This window comes from Photobacterium lipolyticum (assembly GCF_003026475.1).
Classification (GTDB): domain Bacteria; phylum Pseudomonadota; class Gammaproteobacteria; order Enterobacterales; family Vibrionaceae; genus Photobacterium; species Photobacterium lipolyticum.
Genome location: NZ_PYMC01000021.1, coordinates 37,422 through 63,167 on the forward strand (window position 1 = coordinate 37,422; position 25,746 = coordinate 63,167).

Here is a 25,746-nt window from a genome sequence, read left to right on the forward strand (position 1 = left end):
ACTTTAGCCGACAACTATAAACTGGAGATAGTGATGGAAACTTTACTAAGCTTTTCTGCAATTGCCGTGGGCATCATTGTAGGTCTTGCTTCCCTTGGTACAGCGATCGGCTTCGCACTTCTTGGTGGTAAATTCCTTGAATCTGCTGCTCGCCAGCCTGAAATGGCACCAATGCTGCAAGTTAAGATGTTCATCATTGCTGGTCTGCTTGATGCGGTTCCAATGATCGGTATCGTAATCGCACTACTATTCACATTTGCAAACCCATTTGTTGGTCAACTAGCTGGTTAATCCCCCTAGCTGCTTTAATAAACAATAGCAAATGGACCCATAGCAACCCTTTTTAAGGAGATGCGTTGTGAATATGAATGCAACTTTGCTGGGTCAGGCAATCGCTTTTTTCCTATTTGTCGTGTTCTGCATGAAATATGTATGGCCACCATTGATGGAAGCGATTGAAGAACGTCAGGCTAAAATTGCCGACGGTTTGGCAGCTGCAGATCGCGCTGCTAAAGACCTGAACCTAGCTCAAGCTAATGCTTCTGATCAACTGAAAGAAGCAAAACACGCTGCGAACGAGCTCATTGAGCAAGCGAACAAGCGTAAAGCTCAGATCGTCGATGAAGCAAAAGCGGAAGCTCAGGCTGAACGTGAGAAAATTCTTGCGCAAGGTCTTGCGGAAATTGAATCAGAGCGCAATCGTGCTCGTGATGAGTTAAGAAAACAAGTTGCAACTCTAGCTGTGATTGGTGCTGAGAAAATCCTTGAGCGTACGATTGATAAAGACGCTCATGCAGATCTTCTTAACAAAGTCACTGCAGAACTGTAATTAAAGGGGCAAGCACATGTCGGATATGACTACCATCGCACGCCCCTACGCTAAAGCAGCATTTGATTTTGCGGTTGAGAATGGTGAGCTAGCCCAATGGGCGGAAATGCTGACCTTTGCAAGTGAAGTAGTGAAAAATGAAACTATGCAAGAGGTCTTGCACAGTGGTTTTTCTGCTGACAAGCTCACTGAAATTATTGTTTCAGTATGCGGCGAGCAACTCAACGAGTTCGGCCTGAACTTATTGAAAGTGATGGCTGAAAATGGACGCCTTGCAGCGCTCCCTGATGTCAGTGACGAGTTCTTGTTCCTGAAAAACGAACATGAAAAAACTATCGAAGCCAGCGTGATTTCTGCGGTGACTTTAGATGATAGTCAACTTGCCGCGATCAGAGAGAAGCTAGAGTTGCGTCTTGAACGTAAAGTTAAGCTGAATTGCAGTGTAGACGAGACCCTGATTGCTGGGGTTGTAATTAGAGCTGGAGACCTGGTAATCGATAACTCAGTACGCGGTAAATTAACCCGCCTGAGCGATACTTTGCAGTCTTGATTTGGGGAATTGGAGCATGCAACTTAATTCCACGGAAATTAGCGCACTGATCAAACAACGCATTGAAAAATTCAACGTTGTAAGTGAAGCACGCAATGAAGGTACTATCGTTTCTGTAAGCGACGGTATTATTCGTATCCATGGCCTTGCTGACGTAATGCAAGGTGAAATGATTGAGCTACCTGGTGGCTGTTATGCACTGGCACTTAACCTTGAGCGTGACTCGGTTGGTGCGGTTGTAATGGGCCCTTATGCTAACCTTCAGGAAGGCATGAAAGTTACAGGTACTGGTCGTATTCTTGAAGTACCAGTAGGCCCTGCGTTACTTGGCCGTGTTGTTAACACGCTAGGTGAGCCTATTGATGGTAAAGGTCCAATTGAAACAGAGACATCGTCTCCTGTTGAAGTGATTGCACCGGGCGTTATCGATCGTAAATCAGTTGATCAGCCGGTTCAGACTGGCTACAAATCGGTTGACGCAATGATCCCAATCGGCCGTGGCCAGCGTGAGCTGATCATCGGTGACCGCCAGACTGGTAAAACAGCAATGGCGATCGATGCGATCATCAACCAGAAAAATTCTGGTATTTACTCTGTTTATGTTGCTATCGGTCAGAAAGCGTCGACTATCGCTAACGTAGTTCGTAAGCTGGAAGAGCACGGTGCACTGGAAAACACCATTGTTGTTGTGGCATCCGCTTCTGAAGCGGCGGCACTGCAATACCTTGCGCCATACTCTGGTTGTGCAATGGGTGAATATTTCCGTGACCGCGGTGAAGACGCGCTGATCATCTATGATGACCTGTCTAAGCAAGCAGTTGCTTACCGCCAGATCTCGCTATTGCTTAAGCGTCCGCCAGGCCGTGAAGCATTCCCTGGTGATGTTTTCTACTTGCACTCTCGCCTGCTAGAGCGTGCCTCTCGTGTAAGCGAGCGCTACGTAGAAAAATTCACTAACGGTGAAGTAAAAGGTAAGACCGGCTCTCTGACTGCGCTTCCAATTATCGAAACGCAGGCCGGTGACGTATCGGCATTCGTACCGACTAACGTAATCTCCATCACTGATGGTCAGATCTTCCTGCAGACAGAACTATTCAACGCCGGTATTCGTCCAGCTGTTGACCCAGGTATTTCTGTATCGCGTGTTGGTGGTGCTGCTCAAACCAAGATCATCAAGAAACTGTCTGGTGGTATTCGTACCGCACTTGCACAGTACCGTGAGCTAGCGGCTTTCGCACAGTTCTCGTCAGACCTTGATGAAGCAACCAAGAAACAGCTTGATCACGGTCAGAAAGTGACAGAACTGATGAAGCAGAAGCAGTATGCGCCAATGTCTGTCTTTGAGCAGGCGGTGGTGATTTTTGCTGCTGAAAGAGGCTATTTGATTGACATTGAGCTATCGAAGCTTGCTGATTTCGAAGCATCGTTGCTTTCATATGCCAAAGGTCAATTTGCTGAGCTAGTATCTCAGGTTGATGAAACGGGTGCGTGGAACGATGAAATTGAAGCTCAGTTTGTAAAACTGGTTGACGATTTCAAAGCTACCCAGACTTGGTAATTGGTTGGTGATCGCTTGCGATCACCTACTAACGGAGAGTAACGATGGCCAGCGCAAAAGAGATTCGTAACAAGATCGGTAGTGTGCAAAACACACAGAAGATCACAAAAGCGATGGAAATGGTTGCCGCATCGAAAATGCGTAAAACGCAAGATGCGATGGAATCATCTCGTCCATATGCACAAACTATGCGTAAGGTGATCGGTCATATCGCCCTTGGTAACCTCGAGTATAAGCATCCTTATCTTGAGGTACGTGAAGCCAAGCGTGTAGGTTACATCATTGTTTCTTCTGACCGTGGTTTGTGTGGCGGTTTGAACATTAACTTGTTTAAACAAGCGATGACAGACATCCAAGGTTGGTCAGAACAAGGTGCAGAAGTTGATATGGCGCTAATTGGCGCTAAAGCAACAGCATTCTTTAACACCTACGGCGGCAACGTGGTTGCTCAGGCTTCTGGTTTGGGTGATACCCCAACCGTTAACGAGCTAATCGGTACCGTCGGCGTGATGCTGAAGAAATATGATGAAGGCCTATTGGATCGCCTTTACCTGGTTTACAACAAGTTTGTAAACACCATGGTTCAGGAACCAGTGATTGATCAATTGCTACCTTTGCCTAAATCAGAAGACGAAGCAATGCAGCGTAACCACTCTTGGGACTATATTTACGAGCCCGAGCCAAAGCCCCTGCTTGATACCTTGCTGGTTCGCTATGCCGAATCCCAGGTTTATCAGGGCGTGGTCGAGAACCTTGCCAGTGAGCAAGCGGCTCGAATGGTTGCGATGAAAGCGGCAACAGATAACGCTGGAGATTTAATAAACGATCTACAGCTGGTGTATAACAAAGCCCGTCAGGCTGCGATTACCCAAGAATTGTCAGAAATCGTTTCTGGTGCGTCTGCTGTTTAAGGCGAAGAATTAATAAGTTTAGAGGATTAACGATGGCTACAGGTAAGATCGTACAGATCATCGGTGCGGTAGTCGACGTAGAGTTTCCGCAGGACTCTGTGCCAAAAGTATACGATGCCCTACATGTTGATGCGAAAGAGAACGGTACATTAGTACTGGAAGTTCAGCAGCAGCTAGGTGGCGGTGTTGTTCGTGGTATCGCAATGGGTACTTCTGATGGCTTACGTCGTGGTTTGTCTGTTGAAAATACAGGCCGCCCAATTGAAGTTCCAGTTGGTACTGCAACACTAGGACGTATCATGAACGTTCTGGGCCAGCCAATTGATGAGTGTGGTGACATCGGTGAAGAAGAGCGTTATGCGATTCACCGTGCAGCCCCAAGCTATGAAGAACAGTCGAATGTGACTGAGCTGCTAGAAACCGGCGTAAAAGTTATTGACCTGATTTGTCCATTCGCTAAGGGTGGTAAAATCGGTCTGTTCGGTGGTGCGGGTGTGGGTAAAACCGTCAACATGATGGAACTCATCAACAACATCGCCCTTCAGCACTCAGGTCTGTCGGTATTTGCAGGTGTTGGTGAGCGTACTCGTGAAGGTAACGATTTCTACTTCGAAATGCAGGAAGCCGGTGTTGTTAACATCGAAAAACCTGAAGAATCAAAAGTAGCAATGGTTTACGGCCAGATGAACGAGCCACCAGGAAACCGTCTGCGTGTTGCCCTGACTGGTTTGACAATGGCTGAGCGTTTCCGTGACGAAGGCCGTGACGTACTGCTGTTCATCGATAACATCTACCGTTACACCCTAGCGGGTACCGAGGTTTCGGCTCTACTGGGTCGTATGCCATCAGCGGTAGGTTACCAGCCAACACTGGCTGAAGAGATGGGTGTGCTTCAGGAACGTATCACGTCAACGAAGAGCGGTTCTATCACCTCGGTTCAGGCGGTATACGTACCAGCCGATGACTTGACGGATCCATCACCAGCAACGACGTTCGCTCACTTGGATGCGACAGTGGTACTTTCTCGTCAAATTGCTTCACTGGGTCTGTACCCGGCGATCGACCCGTTGGATTCTACATCTCGTATGCTGGATCCACTGGTTGTTGGTCAGGAGCATTATGATATTGCTCGTGGCGTTCAGAGCCTTCTGCAGCGTTATAAAGAGCTGAAAGACATCATTGCAATCCTGGGTATGGACGAGCTGTCTGAAGAAGATAAGCAAGCCGTATCCCGTGCACGTAAGATTGAGCGTTTCCTAACTCAGCCTTACCACGTTGCCGAAGTCTTTACCGGCTCACCAGGTATCTATGTATCACTGAAAGATACGCTACGTAGCTTCAGTGGTATCCTTGCGGGTGAATACGACGATATCCCAGAGCAGGCATTTATGTACTGCGGTGCGATTGAAGACGTGTTGGAAAACGCGAAGAAGCTTTAAGCTGAGTAGGAGGCGACATGGCAGCGATAACCTTCCATCTGGACGTGGTAAGCGCAGAGAAGAAACTGTTCTCTGGCCGAGCTGAAAGTATTCAGGTGACCGGTAGCGAAGGTGAACTGGGTATTTTCGCAGGACATGCACCGCTGCTGACCGCTATTACACCGGGTATGGTCCGAATCACCAAGCAACACGGCGGGGAAGAGGTTATCTATCTTTCTGGCGGTATGCTTGAAGTTCAGCCAAGTGCAGTCACTGTACTGGCTGATACCGCGATCCGTGGTGAAGATTTGGATGCAGCGAAGGCAGCAGAAGCGAAACGTCAGGCTGAGGAACATATCCAGAATCAGCATGACGATATCAACTTTGCTCAAGCGGCCAGTGATCTGGCTAAAGCGATCGCTCAGCTACGTGTTATCGAGCTGACGAAAAAATCGCGTTAATCAGACGCATGACGCAAAAAGCGACCTCAGGGTCGCTTTTTTTATCTCTGAAAAGTCTCCCGAGAAATAAATTATTGCCAATTGAGAGTTAATACTTGGCAAAAATTAATAGATTGCCCTTAAACCCGGCGGGATGAGCAGATACAATGCAGGCAGATAAATTTTCGATTATGCATCAAGAAGGATATTAGTCATGAGTTTCAGCGCTGTGATTCTGGCCGCGGGAAAAGGCACCCGTATGTACTCAAACTTACCGAAGGTATTGCATACCCTGGCCGGTAAACCAATGGTGAAGCATGTCATTGATACCTGTAGTGATCTGGGCGCGAACAACATCCATTTGGTTTATGGCCATGGTGGCGAGCATATGCAGCAGGTGCTCGCTGACGAGCCGGTAAACTGGGTATTGCAGGCAGAGCAGCTAGGTACTGGCCATGCGGTTAATCAGGCATCGCCAGCTTTGGCTGACAGTGAAAAAGTCTTAATTCTGTACGGTGATGTGCCGTTGATCAGTGCTGATACCCTGACTAACTTACTTGATGCGCAGCCGGATGGCGGTATTGCCTTGCTTACCGTGGTTCTTGATGATCCGATGGGTTACGGCCGTATTGTGCGTCGCAATGGCCCGGTTGTAGCGATTGTTGAGCAGAAAGATGCGAGCGAAGAGCAGAAGCAGATCAAAGAAATCAATACCGGAGTGATGGTTGCCAACGGTGGCGACTTGAAACGCTGGTTAGGTCAGCTGAAAAATGAAAACGCCCAGGGCGAATACTACCTGACAGATATTATCGCCATTGCCCATAACGAAGGCCGGGCGGTAGAAGCGGTACACCCGGTTAATCCGATTGAAGTGGAAGGGGTGAATAACCGTGTTCAACTCGCGAGACTGGAGCGTGCATTTCAGGCGATGCAGGCCGAACGTCTGTTGGAGCAAGGGGTGATGCTGCGCGATCCGGCGCGTTTTGATCTGCGTGGCAAGCTGCAATGCGGCACGGATGTGGAAATTGACGTCAACGTGATCATCGAAGGCAGCGTATCGCTGGGTAACAACGTCATCATTGGCGCGGGCTCTGTGCTCAAAGACTGTGAGATCGACGATAACACCCTTATTCGCCCTTATAGCGTGATTGAAGGCGCAACAATAGGCGAAGACTGTACCGTGGGTCCGTTTACCCGTCTGCGTCCGGGAGCCGAGCTGGTGGGTGATTCGCATGTTGGTAACTTTGTCGAAATGAAGAAAGCCCGCTTAGGTCGCGGTTCTAAAGCCAACCACCTTACTTATCTTGGTGATGCAGAAATCGGCGAGCGGGTAAATATCGGTGCGGGTACGATCACCTGTAACTATGATGGTGCCAATAAGTTCAAGACTGAAATTGCAGACGACGTATTTATCGGCTCAGATACTCAGCTGATCGCGCCGGTTAAAATTGCCAAAGGCGCCACTATTGGTGCCGGTGCGACCATTAACCGTGATGTCGGTGAAGGTGAGTTAGTGATCACTCGCGTCGCAGCTCGTACTATCAAAGGCTGGAAACGCCCGGTCAAGCAAAAGTAGCTATTTGCGAAATAAAACGACTGAGTAAAGGCAGGGTCTTCCCTGCCTTTTTGTTATCTGCGATATGCTTTTCTAGTTTCTAGTTTCTAGTTTCTAGTTTCTAGTTTCTAGTTTCTAGTTTCTAGTTTCTAGTTTCTCTGTCGGTCTTATTTATTCTTCGCTTCAATGCATTTTATGCGCTTATAAAATAATCGTTGTTGATCTGGTTTGTTTTGATTTGCTATCATTAAGTTTCAGTTCGAAACTTAGTGCTAATGAATCAAAACATAATGTCTAAACGTAATACCCAGCAACGTCGTCATACTATTGTGGCGATGGTCAATGAACAAGGTGAAGTGAGCGTTGACCAACTCGCAACTTACTTTAGCACCTCAGAAGTTACCGTCCGGAAAGATCTCGCCGCTTTAGAAAAAAATGGTTTATTACTTCGCCGTTATGGTGGTGCGATTGCTATGCCATCAGAAATAGTGGCAACAGATGCCGAAGATACTATTTCGGTTCGTAAGTTAGCCATTGCGCAGGCGGCGGCGGCGCGTATTCGTGATCATAACCGCATCATCATCGACAGCGGCAGTACAACAGCCAGCCTGATCAGTTTACTCAATGACAAGCAGGGCTTAGTGGTGATGACGAACTCGCTGAATGTGGCGAGCGCGTTGAATGAGTTGGAAAACGAACCCACCCTATTAATGACCGGCGGTACCTGGGATCCGCATTCTGAATCGTTTCAGGGCCAGGTTGCGGAATCGGTTCTGCGGTCGTATGACTTTGATCAGCTGTTTATTGGCGCTGACGGTATCGATATCAGTCGTGGAACCACCACCTTTAATGAATTGATTGGTCTAAGCCGGGTGATGGCGGAAGTATCCCGTGAAGTGGTGGTGATGGTGGAATCAGACAAAGTCGGCCGCAAGATCCCCAATATGGAATTGCCGTGGAATAACATCAGTACCTTGGTCACTGATGACGGCTTAAGCGCTGAAGCAAAAGAACAAATAGAACATCAAGGTGTGCAGGTTATCTGCGCATCGGTTGAATAAAATTAGGAGTTAATACTATGTGCGGGATTGTCGGTGCTGTTGCCCAGCGTGATGTGGCAGAAATTTTAGTTGAAGGTCTGCGCCGTCTGGAATACCGGGGTTACGACTCTGCCGGTGTGGCAATTGTTGATAGTGAAAACAACCTTAAACGCGTACGTCGTTTAGGTAAAGTTCAGGAGCTGGCCAATGCTGTCGACAGCTCGCCGCTGAGTGGCGGTACCGGTATCGCCCATACCCGTTGGGCGACGCACGGTGAGCCGTCTGAAATTAATGCCCACCCGCACATATCTGGCGACAATATTGCCCTGGTACACAATGGCATTATTGAAAACCATGAAGAGCTGCGTGCATTGCTGACCGAGCGCGGTTATACATTTGTTTCGCAGACCGATACCGAAGTGATTGCTCACCTGGTCGAGTGGGAACTGCGCACGGCGTCTACTCTGCTGGAAGCGGTACAGAAAACGGCAACGCAGCTGGAAGGCGCCTACGGTACCGTAGTGATGGATCGCCGTGATCCTGAGCGTGTGGTTGTCGCGCGTTCTGGTAGCCCGCTGGTGATCGGTTTAGGCGTTGGCGAAAACTTCCTGGCTTCTGATCAGCTGGCACTGCTGAATGTTACCCGCCGCTTCATGTTCCTTGAAGAAGGCGATGTGGCTGAAATCACCCGCCGTGAAGTCAATATCTTTGATATTGACGGCCAACCAGTTGAGCGTGAAGTCCATGAATCAAACCTGCAGCAAGATGCGGCAGACAAAGGCCAGTACCGTCACTACATGCAAAAAGAGATTTATGAGCAGCCTAGCGCGTTGATCAATACCATGGAAGGCCGTATCAATAGCGAGTCTGTGATTGTTGAGAGCATCGGTAATGGTGCTACCGATATTCTGGAAAACGTTGAACACGTGCAAATTGTTGCCTGTGGTACATCTTATAATGCCGGTATGGTCGCCCGTTACTGGTTTGAAGCGATGGCCGGTGTGAGCTGCGATGTCGAAATCGCCTCTGAATTCCGTTACCGGAAGTTTGTGACCCGCCCTAACAGCCTGTTGATCACCTTGTCCCAGTCAGGTGAAACTGCAGATACACTGGCAGCCCTGCGCTTGGCGAAAGAGAAAGGCTACATGTCAGCGATGACTATCTGTAATGTCGCGGGCTCTTCTCTGGTACGTGAATCAGATCTGGCCTTTATGACCCGTGCCGGTACTGAGATCGGTGTTGCATCGACCAAAGCGTTCACTACTCAGCTGGTAACCCTGTTAATGTTTGTCACTGCGCTGGGCAAAGAAAAAGGGCTGATTGATACAGCTAAAGAGAAAGAAATTGTCGATTCTCTCCATCAGCTACCGACACAAATTGAAAAAGCCTTGGCGTTTGATAAGCCAATTGAACAGTTGGCTGAAGATTTTGCCGACAAGCATCACGCATTATTCTTGGGGCGTGGCGAGTTCTATCCAATCGCGATGGAAGCGTCATTGAAGCTGAAAGAGATCTCTTATATTCATGCTGAAGCTTATGCGGCGGGTGAACTTAAGCATGGTCCGTTGGCTCTGATTGATGCTGATATGCCGGTTATCGTGGTAGCACCAACCAATGATCTGTTAGAGAAGCTGAAGTCGAACATCGAAGAGGTCCGTGCCCGTGGTGGCTTGCTGTATGTCTTTGCCGATAGCGAAGCGGGTTTTGAAGCGTGTGAAGGGATGAAGATTATCACTATGCCACGAGTGGATGATATTATAGCGCCAATCTTCTATACCGTACCGATGCAGTTACTGTCTTACCATGTCGCCTTGATTAAGGGGACAGATGTGGATCAACCTCGAAACCTGGCTAAAGCAGTAACGGTTGAATAATTTTCTTCCTCGTCAAATGTCTTAAAGTTGAGAAAAAGGCGCCAATTGTGGCGCCTTTTGTTGTTTTAGCCTGCAGCCAAAAAGTGAACGTCTATTCTTTAGTACATCACTGACTAATTTATTGCGAAATAATAAAAGTTTGATGGCTTTTAATATTCTGCAACTCAAAATAAAAAAAGTGATAAAAGTTACGCTTAAGTGCTTTATTTTATTTGTTTTAATTCTAATTCAGAGTTGGCTTATGTTGTGAAAGCTTGGTTATAAAAGCTAGGTAGTCTTCATTTTATCTGTATTGGAGGTTAGACATGACAGATTCAAAAGCCCAAATTGCCGCACGTATTAAAGAAGCACGTGAATGGAAGGGACTGACCCAGGTGCACATGGCACAGCAGTTACGAGTTGCCCGTCAGACTTATCTTGACTTGGAAACCGGCAAAACAGAGCCTAAAGTCAGATTGTTATCTGAGATCTCGGAAATTACCGAACGTCCTCTTACTTGGTTTGTCTATGGCGATGAAGGCATTTCTATTTTAGAAGGCGAATATAAAGATGAGATAGATCGCTTGTTAAAATCCTTCAGCTGTTTACCTCACTCGGCGAGAAATGTCATTTTACAGCAAAGTATTAACCTGGCTGGTTTTATGGCAGAGTACACCAAAGCATTAACGCATAAAGAAAAATAACCTCCGTTTGTGCTGGCTGGTATTCATGACGACGCACATGCAGTGTATGCCATGGTGGGCATAATTGTTTTTATTTGCCTATTTGGGTTTACATCACAGCTTTCACTTCACATTTTCACTTTTCGTGTCGTGAAGTTATGTTTATCATCGGCATAATTCGCTTTTAATAACAACAGATTATGCGACAACCATTCTACTTTGATGGTGTTAATTGTGTTGTAGGTAGTGATATTGAACAGATGGTGTGTGAATGGAAAACTCAAAATCACGGATCGCCGCTAAAATTCGGGAAGCCAGAGAGTGGAAAAAAATCACTCAAGTTGGCATGGCCAGGCAATTAGATATTGCGCGTCAGACGTATTTGGATCTGGAGTCAGGTAAAACCGAGCCGAGAGTGTCAACCCTAGTCACTATTGCCGAAATCACCGGGCGGCCATTATCCTGGTTTGTTTCTGAAGGTGAAGGGCCGGTATCTCACGATGAGCAAGAAGATATCCAGCAATTACTTACAATCTTTGCTCAGGTGCCCCGCTCAATGAGAACCCGGTTGATAGAACATAATATTAATTTTGTTTCTTGCTGGGTGGATTATGTCGCCGCCATCAAGCGGCAATAAAAAAGCAGCCGGATGGCTGCTTTTTTGTTAAAGCATGGCTATTTATTACTGGGCGAGGAAAAATTGGTAAGCAGGATTCTCCGTTTCATCTTTCCACTGATAGCCAAGTTCACGTAAATGGCTGGTAAAAGACAGCAAATCTTTATCTCCCAGTTCAAATCCACACAACACCCGACCGTAATCGGCGCCGTGATTACGATAATTGAACAGACTGATATTCCAGTGCGATCCTAAAGTAGTCAGAAACTTCAGTAGCGCGCCGGGATATTCAGGGAATTCAAAACTGTACAGTCTCTCCTGTAATGGTTTTGATGGCCGGCCGCCAATCATATAGCGAACATGCACCTTGGCCATTTCATCGTCAGATAGATCGACCACGGGGTAGCCGCCTTTACGCAGATCTTGGATGATGCCATCAAGCTCTTCTTGCCCCCGCATTAAACGGATCCCCACAAAGACGTTCGCCAGCGTGTCATCGTTATAACGATAATTAAATTCGGTTACCGCCCGGCCGCCTAAGATATGGCAGAAGTCGAGAAAGGCGCCCTGCCGCTCAGGAATGGTGACGGCCAGCAGACCTTCTCGTTTCTCACCCAACTCGCAACGTTCCGAAACATAACGTAAACCATGGAAATTAAGATTGGCACCTGACAAAATGGCTGCCAGCTGCTTATCCTGTATTCCATGTACTTCGGTATACTTTTTTAAACCTGCCAGAGACAGCGCTCCAGACGGTTCGGCGATGGCACGGGTATCTTCAAAAATATCTTTTACTGCCGAGCAGATTTCATCGCTGCTGACGGTGATCACATCATCAAGGTACTGTTGGCATAAGCGGAACGTTTCCTCGCCGATACGCTTGACTGCGACACCGTCAGCAAACATGCCCACCTGATCTAGCGTCACAGGCTCCCCGGCATCCAAAGCCGCCTTTAAACAGGCGGAATCTTCTGCTTCAACCCCGATCACTTTGATCTCCGGCAGCAGTTGTTTGAGCAGTACCGATACCCCGGCAGCCAAACCACCACCGCCTACAGGAACAAAAACATAGTCGAGATGGCCATTTTGCTGAACCAGCTCCATACCGATGGTGCCCTGACCCGCAATGACCGATGGGTGATCGAATGGCGGGATAAAGGTATAGCCGTGTTGTCGAGCCAGGCTTTCTGCGTGGCTTTTTGCTTCGTCAAAGTTACTGCCATGCAGTATTACATTGCCGCCGAAACTTTTGACCGCTTCGACTTTAATGTCGGGTGTGGTAAGCGGCATAACAATGGTTGCCTGTACATTCAGCTTATGGCCTGACAGTGCTAAACCCTGAGCATGGTTGCCCGCAGAAGCGGCGATGACACCAGCTTGTCGCTGAGCCTGAGTTAGCTGTGACATCATGTTATAGGCACCACGTAATTTGAACGAGTGGACCGGCTGGCGGTCTTCTCGTTTTAGTTGCACGTCATTACCTATTCTGGCTGATAGCCGAGCCATGCTTTGCAGCGGGGTGACTTGCGCCACCTCGTAGACCGGCGCTCGAAGAATATCGCGAAGGTAATCGGCTCCGCTTAGTAGCTCTGTCCCTCCGGCCTGTTTCACTTCGCTCATCATCATTATCCTTCGAGTTTGGATTTATCGCGGACAGCCCCTTTATCGGCGCTGGTGGCAAGAAGCGCATACGCACGCAGCGCATAAGAAACCTCACGTTGGCGATCGGCGGGCTTCCAGCCGCGTTGATTGGTTGCTTCGCGGCGTTGTGCCAATTCGTGCTCATCGACGCGTAGTTCAATGCTGCGATTGGGTATATCGATATCGACAATATCACCATCGCTGATCAAACCTATGGTGCCACCGCTGGCGGCTTCCGGTGAAACGTGACCAATTGACAGGCCGCTGGTACCGCCAGAGAAGCGGCCATCGGTGATCAGGGCGCACTCTTTGCCCAGGCCCATCGACTTCAGGTAAGTGGTCGGATAGAGCATTTCCTGCATCCCCGGGCCGCCTTTCGGGCCTTCATAGCGAATAACAACCACATCACCGGCTTTCACTTTGCCGCCAAGGATTCCTTCAACCGCGCTATCCTGACTTTCAAATACTACGGCCGGGCCGCTGAAGGTTAAGCAGCTTTCATCAACCCCGGCAGTTTTAACGATGCAGCCATCAAGTGCCATATTGCCCGATAGCACCGCAAGGCCACCATCTTGGCTAAAGGCGTGGGCTTTATTGCGAATACAACCATTTTCACGGTCGTCATCAACGCTGTCCCAGCGACAATCTTGCGAGAAGGCTTTGGTAGTACGAATACCCGCAGGGCCTGCACGGAAGAAATCTTTTACTTCTTGGGAGTTTGTCACGGCAATATCGAATTGCGCTAAAGATTCTGCAAAAGTTTGTCCTAGTACGTTATGACAATCGCTATGGAACAAGCCTGCGCGGTTGAGTTCGCCTAAAATACCGTATACACCCCCCGCACGGTGGACATCTTCCATATGGTATTGCTGAGTAGACGGTGCGACTTTACATAAGTGAGGAACACGGCGAGACATCCGATCGATATCTTCCATGGTGAAATCAATCTCACCTTCTTGCGCCGAGGCAAGCAGGTGCAATACGGTGTTGGTTGAGCCGCCCATCGCAATATCCAGCGCCATGGCATTTTCAAAGGCTTTTTTGCTGGCGATATTGCGTGGCAGTGCTGTTTCATCATCCTGTTCGTAGTAGCGCTTAGTCAGTTCAACGATGCGTTTACCGGCATTAAGAAACAGTTGTTCACGATCGGCATGGGTGGCCAGCATTGAACCATTACCCGGCTGACTTAAACCGAGCGCTTCGGTTAGGCAGTTCATTGAGTTGGCGGTGAACATACCAGAACACGACCCGCAGGTCGGACAGGCAGAGCGTTCGATTTGCTCGCTTTGCTCATCAGAGACGGTCGGATCGGCACCTTGGATCATCGCATCAACCAGATCCAGTTTCAGGATCTGATCAGATAATTTGGTTTTACCGGCTTCCATCGGGCCACCCGAGACAAAGATCACCGGGATGTTGATCCGCAGTGCTGCCATCAGCATCCCTGGAGTGATTTTGTCACAGTTGGAAATACACACCATCGCATCAGCACAGTGGGCATTGACCATATATTCGACAGAATCGGCAATCAGTTCGCGTGATGGCAGTGAATACAACATGCCGCCGTGACCCATGGCGATACCATCATCAACGGCAATGGTATTAAATTCTTTGGCGATACCGCCGGCTTTCTCGATTTCCCCTGCAACCAACTGCCCCATGTCTTTGAGGTGGACGTGGCCGGGTACAAACTGGGTAAATGAATTCACCACGGCGATGATGGGTTTACCGAAATCTTCATCTTTAACGCCGGTCGCTCGCCATAAAGCGCGCGCACCTGCCATATTTCGTCCATGAGTTGTCGTTGCACTACGATATTGAGGCATTGTTGAGTCCTTCATTTAGCAGATGGTGCGGTTTCTGAATATACGTAATCTAACCAGCCCCACTTATCTTCCGTGGTGCCGTTAAACAGGCCGAAGTAAGCTGTTTGGATGTCTTTAGTGACTGGGCCGCGCTTGCCCTCGCCCACGGTGATTTGGTCTACGCTGCGAACAGGAACAATCTCTGCTGCCGTTCCCGTCATGAAAACTTCATCAGCGAGGTATAGCGCTTCGCGGGCAATATTTTCTTCACGCACTTCGTAGCCCATCTCTTTCGCCAGCACCATGATTGAATCGCGCGTGATGCCCGGAAGGATGGCGCTGGTCGCTGGAGGTGTGAGTAACACACCATTTTTGATCACAAAAATGTTTTCACCCGCCCCCTCAGAAAGATAACCGTCAACGCTGAGAGCGATCCCTTCGGCATAACCGTGACGACGCGCTTCGCTGCCAACCAACAGAGATGAAAGGTAGTTCCCCCCCGCTTTCGCTGCGGTAGGGATGGTGTTTGGCGCGGCGCGGTTCCAGCTGGAAATCATCGCATCGACACCATTTTCGAGGGCATCTTCACCAAGGTACGAACCCCAAGGAAAAGCCGCAACGATCAGATCCATTTCCGTGTCTACCGGCGGGCAGACCCCAAGGCCAACATTGCCGACATAACCCAGTGGACGAATGTAAGCCGATTCTAGTTTGTTGGCGCGAATCGTCTCGCGGCAAATTTCCATTAACTCTTCTGACGTGTATGGAATTGGAAAACGATAAATTTTTGCCGAGTTTTTCAGGCGATCCATGTGTTCCTTATGGCGGAAAACAATCGGGCCTTTTGGTGTGTTGTAGCAGCGAATCCCTTCAAAAACCGATGTGCCGTAGTGCATAGCATGGGTTAGGACGTGAACGTTCGCCTCTGCCCAAGGAACCATTTCACCATTAAACCAAATATAATCTGCTGTTTTTGCCATGTTGTGTTCCTTCCTTATGCACTAATCTCGGTTTTCCAATATTGTTGTTTCGACGGTGCGAATATCCCAAAGCTTTTCGATTTGATTGATAAGCGTACTGATGGGACGATCACTGTCGACGATAATTTCTACACTGGCTATCTTACTTTCGTGATTTTGTGTTGCGATGACTTGTTTAATAATAAATCCACGGTGACGAATAACGCGTAGCACACGTTCTAGTAATACTGGTTTATCATCCGCTTTGATGTCTAGTAAATATCTTTCCATTAGGTATTCTCCAGCATATCTTGGTTGGCAGCACCGGGCGGAACTAACGGCCACACATTTTCTTCTTCAGAGATAAGAACGTGAAGTAAGTACGCTGTTTTACTGGCTAGCATCTCTTTTAAAGCGGGTTCAACGTCTTCTTTCTTGGTGATGGTTTTTCCCGGAATACCAAAAGCACTCGCCAGTACGATAAAATCAGGGTTGTCATCTAAGATGGTTTCGCTGTGGCGGCCATCAAAGAACAGCGATTGCCACTGTCTTACCATGCCCAGGCGCTGGTTATTGATCAGTACCATCTTCACCGGAATTTGCTTACGCTTTAGCGTACCCAGTTCTTGCACATTCATCATGAATGAGCCATCACCTGAGATCAGGATCGATTCATCATCGGGCCTGGCGACTTTCGCCCCCATCGCCGCGGGCAAACCAAATCCCATCGTGCCCAAGCCGGCAGAAGTAATATAATTTTGCGGCTGGCGAGGCTGGGTATGCTGCGCTGCCCACATTTGGTGCTGGCCGACATCGGTTGAGATCATTGCGCTGTCAGGCATCATATCTGAGAGTTGCTTCAGCAACAGTGGCGCATAAATAAGATCGCCCGGATGGTTATAGCGCCATTTGAAATCAGAACGCAAACTTTCACTGTGCTGGACCCAAGGCGAGATGTCTTGTGCTAGCTCTAACTGTGGCAAAATTACATTAACATCGCCGCGTAGCGGTGCATGAGCATGACGTAGCTTACCGAATTCTGAGGCATCAATATCTAAGTGAATCACTTTGGCATGCGGGGCAAAGGTATCCAGTTTTCCTGTCACCCGATCATCAAAACGGGCACCTACAACAATCAGTAAATCCGATTCTTGTACCACTAAGTTAGCAGCTTTGGTGCCGTGCATACCGAGCATCCCCAGGTAGTGCGGGTCATGACGTTCCACGGTACCCAGCCCTTTAAGCGTACTCACGGAAGGCATGGGGTTTAGGCGTAGAAACGAACGGACAGTCTCGGTTGCCTTGGCCAGTTGCACCCCTCCGCCGACATAGAGCACCGGGCGCTGACTTTCAGACAAAATACGCTGTGCTGCAGCGATCGACTCTGCTGTTGCCGCGGGAATGGCGGGTGGCTCAACAAATGGCAGTACATCAACGGGTGCTTGGGCAAGTTGAACATCTTTGGCGATATCAACAATAACCGGACCAGGTCGGCCTGCTTTGGCAACGATGAATGCCTCCGCTAACGTTGGGGCAAGGTCGTTGATATCCGTGACGAGGTAGCTGTGTTTGGTACAGGATAATGACATGCCTATCACATCCATTTCCTGGAAGGCATCGGTACCGATATGCGAACTGGCTACCTGTCCGGTTATTGCCACCAGCGGAACCGAGTCAAGAAACGCATCGGCTAAACCGGTGACGAGATTGGTGGCCCCGGGGCCTGATGTTGCCATGCAGACTGCGACATCTTGAGTTGCCCGAGCCATACCAATAGCAGCCATCGCTGCCCCTTGTTCATGGCGGCAAAGAATGTGCTCGACACCACCATCATATAGCGCGTCATAGATTGGCATGATCGCGCCGCCCGGATAACCAAAAACCGTGGATATCCCCTGTTGCTGCAGCGCTGTAACAACTAACTCTGCCCCTGTCATCGCTGCTCCCCTTTTCCTTGCTTGCGAGTTGCTGAAATACGTATCGCTAATTCTTTCAGCATATTTACATCCTGTGTTTAAAAAAAAGCCCCCGAACCGGTTTGGTGCGGGGGCTTTCTGCGTTTGTTGTGTTTGGTGTTACCTTACGCCTGCCAGCCCCTCTCGCGGTGAAATAATCACCACGATGACGTTAATAATGAGTGCAATGGCTTTGGCGTTAAATGGCATCTACTGTCTGTCCGGTTTTTATTGTTTATTTGTTGCTCTTCCTAATAGGTAACACAGACATGGCTCGCATGACAAGGAAAAACTTAAGATTTATTTGCAAATGATCTGCATAAATAGGCTATTTGTGAAACGAAGTTGATGACGTTCATTAACGTATTTGTGTGCCATATCATCAGGATGATTAAAAAATGCCTCTTGCCATTGTTCATAGCAGAGCTTGTGTTGGTGTTGATGCACCGGCCGTCACGGTTGAAGTGCATCTGAGTAACGGAATGCCAGCTTTCAATCTAGTCGGCTTGCCAGAGACAACGGTCAAAGAAGCCCGTGATCGGGTCAGAAGTGCCATTGTGAATACCAATTTTGAATTCCCATCCCGGCGGATCACCGTTAATTTGGCGCCCGCAGATTTACCCAAAGAAGGGGGACGGTTTGACCTGCCTATTGCCTTGGGGATCCTTGCCGCATCAGGTCAAATTCCAGCAAATAAGCTGCAAGATTATGAGTTTTTAGGCGAATTGGCGTTGTCCGGTGAATTGCGAAAGGTCAAAGGTGCGCTGCCTGCCGCTTTGGCAGCGATGAAAGCCCGGCGCTGTTTGGTCGTTCCTGATGATAATGGTGATCAGGTGGCCCTGGTGGGTAAAGAACAGCATAAATCGGCAGCGGGTTTATTAACGGTTTGCGCCCATTTGTGTGGTCAGCAACAGTTGCAGTTACATTATCGGAGTGAAGCTGAAATCGGGCTGGAAGAGCCGGACTTCAGCCGTGATATGCAAGATATTATTGGCCAGCAACAAGGTAAGCGGGCATTGGAAATTGCGGCTGCCGGCAGTCATAATTTGCTTTTTCTGGGGCCGCCCGGCACGGGGAAAACCATGCTGGCATCACGGCTGTGTGATTTGTTGCCCGAGATGGATCATGAGGAGGCGCTGGAAACCGCAGCGGTTGCTTCGCTAACGCAACAAACCCTGCACGAAGGGAATTGGTTAAAACGGCCTTTTCGTACACCGCATCATTCCAGCTCAATGGCAGCGCTCGTGGGGGGCGGTTCTGTACCGAAACCGGGGGAAATCTCGCTGGCCCATAACGGTATTTTGTTTCTCGATGAGATGCCGGAATTTGACCGAAAAGCCCTTGATTCGCTACGAGAGCCTTTAGAATCAGGTGAGATCGTGATTTCACGCGCTACCAGCAAAACGTGTTTTCCAGCCCGCTTTCAATTAATTGGCGCACTGAATCCAAGTCCGACAGGTTATTATGAAGGTAATCAAACCCGGACCAACCCGCAAGCCATACTGCGGTATTTAGGCCGCCTTTCCGGGCCGCTTCTTGATCGGTTTGATATGTCGATTGAAATTCCCGCCCTGCCCCGTGGTACATTGGCCGAAGGCGGTGATCGTGGTGAGCCCAGTGAGGTGATAAAGCGGCGGGTTTTTCAGGCCCGGCAAGTGATGTTGGCGCGAGGTGGGAAAGTGAACGCCCTGTTATCGACCCGAGAGCTGGATAGGTATTGCGCATTAGCGAAAGCGGATGCCCAATTTTTGGAAACGGCGTTGCACCAGCTGGGGTTGTCGGTTCGCGCCTATCACCGGATCATCAAGGTAGCCAGAACTATCGCAGATCTGGCGGGTAAAGAGCAAATTGAGCGAGGGCATTTAGCGGAAGCGCTTGGTTACCGCTCTATGGATCGGTTATTAAAAAGGCTGACGGCACAGGTGATTTAACCGATAAAAAAGGGCCCTCGGGCCCTTTATGATCCAAATCGGAAACTTACTTTTTCAATAGGAAGTTAACCAGTTCAACATACTCTTCAGTCGATTTAATCTTACCACCCGCTTGTACCAGGTACTTGTTGTTCACAATAACTGCTGGAACACCGGTTAAGCCGCTGTCTGTAAATAATTTATTGGCGCGATTTACCATAGAGTTAACGGCAAAGCTGTTGTAGGCTCCATCAAAATCTTCTGCACTCATGCCTTCATCGATAAAGATCTGGCGGAGTTCCTGATCGTTGCGAGGGGGCTTTTTCATGGTGTGAACGCGGTTAAACAGCACCGGGATCATCTTGTCATCCACCCCCATCACCACTGCCGTCGAATAGGCTTTACTCATGGAGTTGCCCATCGGACCGCCCATGAAAGAAACGTGGTTTTTCTGTAGTTTAGCGTTGTCGGGCAAGTTTTTTTTCAGCGCCTGAATTATGGGTTCAAATCTACTGCAGTGCGGGCAGTAGAAAGAGAAGAACTCGGTCACTATCGGATTGCTTGATTTGGGCAGTTCAAGCACTTTGTAATGTTCGCCTTCCGTAAACTTGGCCGCGTGAACGGAAAAAGACAGTAAGGCTGCGCTGGCTAGAGCGAGTAGTTTCTTCATCATGTCTAGGTGTACTCCCTGAGGTATTAACAGAAACAGCACCGGGCTATTTCCTTTGTTATGGGTGGAACTTTTTATTGCTAGGATTTTACCACTGCGGCATCAGCTGCAGTGGCGGTTCATTTAAAGCAGCCAATTGTTCTTTAAATGAAAGCACTTGACCTTCCCAGTATTTTGCATCAGCAAACCATGGGAAAGCACGCGGGAACGCCGGATCTTGCCAGCGTTTTGCTAACCATGCCATATAGTGCACCATTCTAAGACCGCGCAAGGGCTCAATTAGTTGCAATTCCTTGGGATTAAAATCAGCAAATTCGCTATAGGCTTCCAGCAGGGTATCAAGCTGGGCCATTTGTTCGTGGCGATCGCCATTTAACAGCATCCATAAATCCTGCACGGCCGGGCCATTACGCGCATCATCCAAGTCGACAAAGAGTGGCCCGTCGCGCCACAAGATATTGCCGGGGTGGCAGTCGCCATGAAGGCGAACAGACTGCCAGTCAGTGTGCCAGTGCTGGCTGAGCTCGCGGATCAGTAAATCCAGATCGGAAAAAAAGACGTTTTTAAGATGGTCTGGAATAAAATCCGCGTTTTCTAAGATCTTGCGAGGCTGATGAAGGTATTCGTCCAGCCCCATGGTGGGGCGATGGATAAAGCTTTTGCTCTGGCCTGCACGGTGGATACGGCCGAGAAAGCGTCCGACCCACTCTAGCTGGTCAAAGTTATCAACTTCAAACTGACGGCCGCCCAGGCTCGGAAATACCGTAAAGCGGTGGTGCTGATAGTGATGCAAGGTTTCACCCGCGAAGGCGATAGGAGCGGCGATGGGGATTTCTTGTGTGACCAACTCATGGGTAAAGTCGTGTTCTTCCTGAATTTGCTCATTGGTCCAGCGTTGTGGACGGTAGAATTTGACCACATAACGCTCGCCGTCTTCGGCTTTAAATTGATAGACGCGATTTTCATAGCTGTTAAGCGCCAGTAATCCTGATTCGGCCCGCACACCAACACTTTCAAGGGCGTCGAGCAATAAATCAGGAGTCAGATCGGAAAAACTAAAGCCTTGTTGTGTCATGGTGACCAATTCCGGAACCTAGGTAATTAAAGCGGTAGTATATCATCATATTGAACAAGGGCCTGATTAGGCCCGTTCAAGATCATTGCTAGGTAAGTGGGTTAGCGAAGTTCGCCGATAAATCGGCTCTCGGTCCGTAGCTGGATTTTGTTTTCCCCCTCGCCTTTTTCCAGAATAAAAGTGATATCCGCGATGGGGGTTTCTAGTAAATAAGGATCAACCCCCAGGCTGATCGGTAAGGTATAAATTTCGCCTGCAGAAATAGTCACTGTTTTCGGGCCATACCATTCAACCTCTTCCAGTCCATCGACCGCTAACGTGTAGGTGGTGTCTTGCTGGGTTTTATTGAGAATTTTCAAGGTATAGGTGTTTTCTATCAGGCCTTCATTATTGATCCTGAATAACTCGTTACGGTCACGAAGAATATCCAGCCCCATAGGCTGTACAGAGGCGAGTAAGTATAAGAACAGGCCAGCCATAGCCACCATGACGGCACCATAGCCGAGCAGTTTAGGACGTAAAACATGGGTTTTATGTCCTTCCAGCTTATGCTCTGTGGTATAGCTGATCAGGCGTGTCTCATAACCCATGCGATCCATGGTCTGATCACAAGCATCGACACAGGCTCCGCAGTTAATGCACTCATATTGCAGGCCGTCACGAATATCGATCCCGGTCGGGCATACCTGAACACACAGATCACAGTCAATACAGTCACCCAGCCCTAATTCTTTCGGATTTTTCTTACGCGGACGCGGCCCGCGAGCTTCCCCGCGTTCAACATTATAGCCAACGATGTAAGTATCTTTATCGAACATCGCGGATTGGAAACGGGCGTAAGGGCACATATGGATACAGACAATAGAACGCATCCAGCCGGCATTGGCATAGGTGCAGCCAGCAAAAAACAGTACCCAGAAACCGGCCCAGAAGCCGACATTAAAGGTGAAAAAGTCGATAACTAATTCTTTGATTGGCAAAAAATAGCCAACAAAAGTCAGGCCGGTTGCCAATGCCACGGCCCACCAAGCAGTATGTTTAACGATTTTTCTGCCCAGCAATTTCCCGGTCATTGGCAGGGAATCTTGCTTACGGCGCTTATTTGCTGAGCCTTCGAGTTTTTCTTCAAACCAGATATAGATGAAGGTCCAGACCGTTTGCGGACAGAAATAACCACACCAGACTCGCCCAAGAAAAGTGGTAACAAAAAACAGAGCAAAGGCCGCAATCATGAACAGGACGGCCAGCAGGGTTAAATCTTGTGGCCATAAGGTAGTGCCAAAGAAGTTAAATTGCTGTTGGCCAATATCCAGTAAAATAGCCTGACGGTCACCATAAGGAATCCATGGTACGCCCATAAAAAGCAGCATAAACAGCCACCCCATACGTTGGCGCAATTGCTGATAAACCCCTTTAACGGCACGAACATAGATTTGATTACTTGGGTTGAAACGATCTGAGGTGCCTTTGTGCGTCTTGGGATTAAATTGCTGCGGGGTGACATCCTTGATTTTAATTTTCTCTTGGCTCATGACATGACTTCCTTAGGTTCCCTTATACTGAACTAGCAAAAGGCTTCCGGCTCAGGTACTTTGCCTGACCGATATGTAAATTATAATAAGCAGATGTTATCAGTTGATTGTATAACACCTGTTTGGCCGATTACTCTAACAAGGTCATAGTTTCAGCAATAGGAGCAGTTGGTGGGGTGGTTGGCTATAGCGGGAAAGATGGCTGATCTGATGATCAGCCATGAATAGATACCCAAGGGGGGTAACAGGATAAGTCTTACTTTATAATGCCGCGAGCACGTAAGATCGCGGTTTTGAAATCATTTTCGCAATCTTTAGCGATGCCCGGGATCATCGTTTTATCATCGCTGTTGCGCATTTTTAAATGATAAATCAGCACGTCATCGGTCAAATCTTCTAATTTACCTTCGTATTTTGCTTCTTCTGCCAGTTTGATGAGGAACTGAACCAGGTTGAGATCTGGGTCTTTTTTCCATTCAGGGTGGATCAATTCAATCAGTTCGTTAACGCGATGGGTTTTCATTTTTTCTCCACAATTAAGGCTGAGCTAGAAATATTGTTATATTTTATGGCAGGTCAATTATAACAAACTTTGGGATGATACAAACGGTAACCGAGGGCGTGATACAGCGACAGGAGACACAATACAAGGTTGAAAAATGATCGGGATAAACAAAAGGCAGCAAGGGTAGCACTGCCTTTGAATGATAATACCCGTAAGGACTGGTATTAAGCGGCTTGCTCGTTATCTGGGGTTACAGAGACTGGCTCGGGGGCCGGCATCGTGTGAACGTCGGCAACGTGCTGAGGCACTTTTCTTGCTTTAAATCTTGATGCAAAAGTGCTGCTGCGTAAACGAGATGGACTGCGAGGGGTGGTACTTACATACCTGGCTGGGGATGCAGGGCGCATGATTCACCTATTGTCAGGCGCATCCGTGGCCAAAAAATATAATCAATAACTCCGCAGGGGTAACCCCATAGGCAAAGCCCGTCCGGAACAGAGATACTGGGTTTTTCGTGTTATTTTCGGCGCAGAGAATAGCAACAAGCGAATGAGAAGTCGAGCAAACAATGAGCACTCAATGTGGTGTTTTTCGTCAAGTTTATGTTGAATAGAAAGAGAATGTAAGGGCTTCTGTTGCAACTGTGAAGATAAGCTGTTTCACAGCCATGGCTTTATGGTGTAATGCAGAAACTATTATAAAAAGAGCCTGTGTAGAGAGGGTGAATGGAACATGATCAGCAGCGATTAGTCGTTAATCGCAATTTGTCTTATAAATTAGCAGAATCAATCGGACAACGTATATTACAGGGGGAGACGAAGCCTGGTGACATTTTACCGGGAGAAGTTGAACTCGGTGAAATGTACGGCGTCAGCCGTACCGCGGTTCGCGAAGCGATCAAGATGCTGGCGGCGAAAGGTATGGTATTGCCCCGTCCGCGCATTGGCACCCGTGTCTTGCCAAAGCGTAACTGGAATTATCTCGATCAGGATTTACTGGCCTGGTTGAATTTTGATGAGCACCCCGAGTTAGTCGCAGAATTTCAGCAAGTACGACTCACCTTGGAGCCTGAGGCCGCGGCGTTGACTGCCCTGAATGCCAGTGATGGCGATCGGGATGAATTACAGGCTCTCATGCAGGAAATGCATAGTTTGGGTGAGCATTTTGATCAGAATAAATGGATTGAAGTCGATACGCGTTATCATCAATTGATCTATTTTGCTTCCGGTAACCATTTTATCAGCCCGTTTGGTAATTTGTTTAAAGCGGTATTTGAAAACTACTTCCGCATAATTACCCGGGATCGGTTGTTGAAACTGGATATTCACCAACGTATTGTTGATGGCATTATCGCGCGAGATCCTGACGCGGCACGCCGAGCCACGGTTGAACTGCTAAAATAATTAATTGCGTTTTTTTCTAAAAAACATCAATGGTCAAGGTGAGCTTGGTTCATATTAATAATCAGAGATAGTATTTTTAAGGCTGCTTCAAGTTGAGCTTACGACTGTAAGCTCAACTGTGTCATACTGCTTATGTATTGAACATTAACTTTATTTTTGGATGGCAGAGATGAGTAAGAATATGGCGCTTAAGCCAGAATATTCGGCAGCTGAAGAAGTGGCGAATAGTATCAGCCATGGCTTCGGGATGATTTTTGGTATCGTTGGTATGGTCTTATTGTTGCTTCAGGCGATAGACGCCAATGCCGATGCTCTGAGCCTTACCAGCCTGAGTATTTATGGGAGCAGCATGATACTGCTGTATCTGGCTTCCACCTTATACCACGCGATCCCTCTTGAACGGGCCAAACGCGCCCTGAAAACCTTTGATCACTGTGCAATCTATCTGCTGATTGCCGGTACTTATACCCCTTTCTTGCTGATTTCATTACGCACTCCTTTGGCCATCACGTTAATGACCGTGATATGGGGCTTGGCACTGATAGGAATAGCGCTGAAAATTATCTTTGTGTACCGCTTTAAACGCCTGTCGCTGGTGACGTATCTCACCATGGGCTGGTTATCTTTGATTGCGATCTATCAACTGGCCTTGTCGCTATCGCATGGCGGCTTGGTTTTGCTTGGTTTGGGCGGAGTGATTTATTCGCTGGGCGTGGTGTTTTACGTTAACGAGCGTATCCCATATAACCATGCCATCTGGCATCTGTTTGTGCTCGGCGGCACGATGTGCCACTTTTTTGCTATCTACTATTACGTCAAGCCGATTTAAACTGCCGGG

24 protein-coding genes are annotated in these 25,746 nt (G+C 48.3%); 15 read left to right on the plus strand and 9 right to left on the minus strand.

All coding sequences use genetic code 11. From position 1 onward, the window contains the following. Nucleotides 1-33 precede the first annotated feature (33 nt). The 12 genes from atpE (at nucleotide 34) to C9I89_RS20030 (ending at nucleotide 11,474) form a co-directional block, all read left to right on the plus strand. On the plus strand, nucleotides 34-291 hold the full coding sequence (gene atpE / locus C9I89_RS19975) for a F0F1 ATP synthase subunit C (protein ID WP_107285083.1): 258 nt from the start codon (nucleotides 34-36) through the stop codon (nucleotides 289-291). A 67-nt stretch (nucleotides 292-358) separates the two neighbouring features. Beyond that, complete coding sequence (atpF, locus tag C9I89_RS19980) at nucleotides 359-829, plus strand: F0F1 ATP synthase subunit B (RefSeq protein WP_107285084.1); 471 nt, start codon at nucleotides 359-361, stop codon at nucleotides 827-829. Between the two features lie 16 nt (nucleotides 830-845). Then, entirely contained in the window at nucleotides 846-1,379 is a 534-nt protein-coding gene (gene atpH, locus C9I89_RS19985) for a F0F1 ATP synthase subunit delta (RefSeq protein WP_107285085.1), read from the plus strand. Nucleotides 1,380-1,395: 16 nt separating this feature from the next. Beyond that, nucleotides 1,396-2,937, plus strand: a complete 1,542-nt coding sequence (atpA, locus tag C9I89_RS19990) for a F0F1 ATP synthase subunit alpha (RefSeq protein WP_107285086.1) — start codon at nucleotides 1,396-1,398, stop codon at nucleotides 2,935-2,937. A gap of 44 nt (nucleotides 2,938-2,981) precedes the next feature. Further along, nucleotides 2,982-3,848 carry a F0F1 ATP synthase subunit gamma gene (atpG, locus tag C9I89_RS19995; RefSeq protein WP_107285087.1) on the plus strand — a complete coding sequence of 289 codons (867 nt, stop codon included), beginning with the start codon at nucleotides 2,982-2,984 and terminating at the stop codon, nucleotides 3,846-3,848. A gap of 32 nt (nucleotides 3,849-3,880) precedes the next feature. Continuing rightward, entirely contained in the window at nucleotides 3,881-5,287 is a 1,407-nt protein-coding gene (gene atpD / locus C9I89_RS20000) for a F0F1 ATP synthase subunit beta (RefSeq protein ID WP_107285088.1), read from the plus strand. 17 nt (nucleotides 5,288-5,304) lie between these two features. After that, nucleotides 5,305-5,727, plus strand: a complete 423-nt coding sequence (locus tag C9I89_RS20005; protein WP_107285089.1) for a F0F1 ATP synthase subunit epsilon — start codon at nucleotides 5,305-5,307, stop codon at nucleotides 5,725-5,727. Nucleotides 5,728-5,920: 193 nt separating this feature from the next. Beyond that, a complete protein-coding gene (gene glmU / locus C9I89_RS20010) occupies nucleotides 5,921-7,282 on the plus strand; it encodes a bifunctional UDP-N-acetylglucosamine diphosphorylase/glucosamine-1-phosphate N-acetyltransferase GlmU (RefSeq protein WP_107285090.1) in 1,362 nt (453 codons plus the stop codon). A gap of 269 nt (nucleotides 7,283-7,551) precedes the next feature. Further along, on the plus strand, nucleotides 7,552-8,322 hold the full coding sequence (locus C9I89_RS20015; RefSeq protein WP_107285091.1) for a DeoR/GlpR family DNA-binding transcription regulator: 771 nt from the start codon (nucleotides 7,552-7,554) through the stop codon (nucleotides 8,320-8,322). Nucleotides 8,323-8,339: 17 nt separating this feature from the next. Beyond that, the gene (gene glmS, locus C9I89_RS20020) at nucleotides 8,340-10,175 is read left to right on the plus strand and encodes a glutamine--fructose-6-phosphate transaminase (isomerizing) (protein ID WP_107285092.1); all 1,836 of its coding nucleotides are present in this window, start codon (nucleotides 8,340-8,342) and stop codon (nucleotides 10,173-10,175) included. A gap of 305 nt (nucleotides 10,176-10,480) precedes the next feature. After that, nucleotides 10,481-10,858, plus strand: coding sequence for a helix-turn-helix transcriptional regulator (locus C9I89_RS20025; RefSeq protein ID WP_107285093.1), 378 nt, complete (start codon nucleotides 10,481-10,483; stop codon nucleotides 10,856-10,858). Between the two features lie 250 nt (nucleotides 10,859-11,108). Further along, nucleotides 11,109-11,474 carry a helix-turn-helix domain-containing protein gene (locus C9I89_RS20030; RefSeq protein WP_107285094.1) on the plus strand — a complete coding sequence of 122 codons (366 nt, stop codon included), beginning with the start codon at nucleotides 11,109-11,111 and terminating at the stop codon, nucleotides 11,472-11,474. Nucleotides 11,475-11,519: 45 nt separating this feature from the next. Here C9I89_RS20030 and ilvA read toward each other — a convergent pair whose 3' ends face one another. From ilvA to ilvG, 5 genes are read right to left on the minus strand one after another with little or no spacing between them, the layout of a single operon-like run. After that, nucleotides 11,520-13,073 carry a threonine ammonia-lyase, biosynthetic gene (gene ilvA, locus C9I89_RS20035; protein WP_107285121.1) on the minus strand — a complete coding sequence of 518 codons (1,554 nt, stop codon included), beginning with the start codon at nucleotides 13,071-13,073 and terminating at the stop codon, nucleotides 11,520-11,522. Between the two features lie 5 nt (nucleotides 13,074-13,078). Next, nucleotides 13,079-14,920, minus strand: coding sequence for a dihydroxy-acid dehydratase (gene ilvD, locus C9I89_RS20040; protein WP_107285095.1), 1,842 nt, complete (start codon nucleotides 14,918-14,920; stop codon nucleotides 13,079-13,081). An 11-nt stretch (nucleotides 14,921-14,931) separates the two neighbouring features. Beyond that, nucleotides 14,932-15,879, minus strand: a complete 948-nt coding sequence (gene ilvE, locus C9I89_RS20045) for a branched-chain-amino-acid transaminase (protein WP_107285096.1) — start codon at nucleotides 15,877-15,879, stop codon at nucleotides 14,932-14,934. Nucleotides 15,880-15,900: 21 nt separating this feature from the next. After that, nucleotides 15,901-16,149 (minus strand): acetolactate synthase 2 small subunit, encoded by a 249-nt coding sequence (gene ilvM, locus C9I89_RS20050; protein WP_107285097.1) that lies wholly within the window; start codon nucleotides 16,147-16,149, stop codon nucleotides 15,901-15,903. After that, entirely contained in the window at nucleotides 16,149-17,795 is a 1,647-nt protein-coding gene (gene ilvG / locus C9I89_RS20055) for an acetolactate synthase 2 catalytic subunit (protein WP_107285098.1), read from the minus strand. The genes ilvM and ilvG overlap by 1 nt, the downstream gene beginning before the upstream one ends. Nucleotides 17,796-18,211: 416 nt before the next feature. On the opposite strand from ilvG, the gene C9I89_RS20060 reads away from it, so the two are divergent. Then, nucleotides 18,212-19,744, plus strand: coding sequence for a YifB family Mg chelatase-like AAA ATPase (locus C9I89_RS20060; protein ID WP_107285099.1), 1,533 nt, complete (start codon nucleotides 18,212-18,214; stop codon nucleotides 19,742-19,744). Between the two features lie 46 nt (nucleotides 19,745-19,790). Here the strand turns inward: C9I89_RS20060 and C9I89_RS20065 are convergent, their stop codons facing one another. The 4 genes from C9I89_RS20065 to C9I89_RS20080 all read right to left on the minus strand — a co-directional run bounded on the left by C9I89_RS20065 (nucleotide 19,791) and on the right by C9I89_RS20080 (nucleotide 23,523). Next, nucleotides 19,791-20,393: a thiol:disulfide interchange protein DsbA/DsbL gene (locus C9I89_RS20065; RefSeq protein ID WP_211315284.1), complete on the minus strand. Its 603-nt coding sequence runs from the start codon at nucleotides 20,391-20,393 to the stop codon at nucleotides 19,791-19,793. A gap of 88 nt (nucleotides 20,394-20,481) precedes the next feature. Beyond that, nucleotides 20,482-21,468: a serine/threonine protein kinase gene (locus C9I89_RS20070; RefSeq protein WP_107285101.1), complete on the minus strand. Its 987-nt coding sequence runs from the start codon at nucleotides 21,466-21,468 to the stop codon at nucleotides 20,482-20,484. Between the two features lie 101 nt (nucleotides 21,469-21,569). Then, nucleotides 21,570-23,000 (minus strand): cytochrome c oxidase accessory protein CcoG, encoded by a 1,431-nt coding sequence (gene ccoG, locus C9I89_RS20075; protein WP_107285102.1) that lies wholly within the window; start codon nucleotides 22,998-23,000, stop codon nucleotides 21,570-21,572. Between the two features lie 256 nt (nucleotides 23,001-23,256). Further along, the gene (locus C9I89_RS20080) at nucleotides 23,257-23,523 is read right to left on the minus strand and encodes a YihD family protein (protein WP_107285103.1); all 267 of its coding nucleotides are present in this window, start codon (nucleotides 23,521-23,523) and stop codon (nucleotides 23,257-23,259) included. 707 nt (nucleotides 23,524-24,230) lie between these two features. On the opposite strand from C9I89_RS20080, the gene C9I89_RS20085 reads away from it, so the two are divergent. After that, nucleotides 24,231-24,908, plus strand: coding sequence for a FadR/GntR family transcriptional regulator (locus C9I89_RS20085; protein ID WP_107285104.1), 678 nt, complete (start codon nucleotides 24,231-24,233; stop codon nucleotides 24,906-24,908). Between the two features lie 169 nt (nucleotides 24,909-25,077). Next, nucleotides 25,078-25,737: a PAQR family membrane homeostasis protein TrhA gene (trhA, locus tag C9I89_RS20090; RefSeq protein WP_107285105.1), complete on the plus strand. Its 660-nt coding sequence runs from the start codon at nucleotides 25,078-25,080 to the stop codon at nucleotides 25,735-25,737. The last annotated feature ends 9 nt before the right edge of the window (nucleotides 25,738-25,746 follow it).

Coding starts and splice junctions, on each gene's coding strand:
- ilvG (WP_107285098.1), bottom strand. CDS start 17,795: ATGACAGGGGCAGAGTTAGTTGTTACAGCGCTGCAGCAACAGGGGATA.
- C9I89_RS20015 (WP_107285091.1), top strand. CDS start 7,552: ATGTCTAAACGTAATACCCAGCAACGTCGTCATACTATTGTGGCGATG.
- atpD (WP_107285088.1), top strand. CDS start 3,881: ATGGCTACAGGTAAGATCGTACAGATCATCGGTGCGGTAGTCGACGTA.
- C9I89_RS20085 (WP_107285104.1), top strand. CDS start 24,231: ATGGAACATGATCAGCAGCGATTAGTCGTTAATCGCAATTTGTCTTAT.
- C9I89_RS20065 (WP_211315284.1), bottom strand. CDS start 20,393: ATGAAGAAACTACTCGCTCTAGCCAGCGCAGCCTTACTGTCTTTTTCC.
- C9I89_RS20025 (WP_107285093.1), top strand. CDS start 10,481: ATGACAGATTCAAAAGCCCAAATTGCCGCACGTATTAAAGAAGCACGT.
- C9I89_RS20080 (WP_107285103.1), bottom strand. CDS start 23,523: ATGAAAACCCATCGCGTTAACGAACTGATTGAATTGATCCACCCTGAA.
- ccoG (WP_107285102.1), bottom strand. CDS start 23,000: ATGAGCCAAGAGAAAATTAAAATCAAGGATGTCACCCCGCAGCAATTT.
- atpE (WP_107285083.1), top strand. CDS start 34: ATGGAAACTTTACTAAGCTTTTCTGCAATTGCCGTGGGCATCATTGTA.
- C9I89_RS20060 (WP_107285099.1), top strand. CDS start 18,212: ATGCCTCTTGCCATTGTTCATAGCAGAGCTTGTGTTGGTGTTGATGCA.
- atpG (WP_107285087.1), top strand. CDS start 2,982: ATGGCCAGCGCAAAAGAGATTCGTAACAAGATCGGTAGTGTGCAAAAC.
- ilvE (WP_107285096.1), bottom strand. CDS start 15,879: ATGGCAAAAACAGCAGATTATATTTGGTTTAATGGTGAAATGGTTCCT.
- ilvD (WP_107285095.1), bottom strand. CDS start 14,920: ATGCCTCAATATCGTAGTGCAACGACAACTCATGGACGAAATATGGCA.
- ilvA (WP_107285121.1), bottom strand. CDS start 13,073: ATGAGCGAAGTGAAACAGGCCGGAGGGACAGAGCTACTAAGCGGAGCC.
- C9I89_RS20005 (WP_107285089.1), top strand. CDS start 5,305: ATGGCAGCGATAACCTTCCATCTGGACGTGGTAAGCGCAGAGAAGAAA.
- glmS (WP_107285092.1), top strand. CDS start 8,340: ATGTGCGGGATTGTCGGTGCTGTTGCCCAGCGTGATGTGGCAGAAATT.
- atpH (WP_107285085.1), top strand. CDS start 846: ATGTCGGATATGACTACCATCGCACGCCCCTACGCTAAAGCAGCATTT.
- C9I89_RS20030 (WP_107285094.1), top strand. CDS start 11,109: ATGGAAAACTCAAAATCACGGATCGCCGCTAAAATTCGGGAAGCCAGA.
- trhA (WP_107285105.1), top strand. CDS start 25,078: ATGAGTAAGAATATGGCGCTTAAGCCAGAATATTCGGCAGCTGAAGAA.
- ilvM (WP_107285097.1), bottom strand. CDS start 16,149: ATGGAAAGATATTTACTAGACATCAAAGCGGATGATAAACCAGTATTA.
- glmU (WP_107285090.1), top strand. CDS start 5,921: ATGAGTTTCAGCGCTGTGATTCTGGCCGCGGGAAAAGGCACCCGTATG.
- atpA (WP_107285086.1), top strand. CDS start 1,396: ATGCAACTTAATTCCACGGAAATTAGCGCACTGATCAAACAACGCATT.
- C9I89_RS20070 (WP_107285101.1), bottom strand. CDS start 21,468: ATGACACAACAAGGCTTTAGTTTTTCCGATCTGACTCCTGATTTATTG.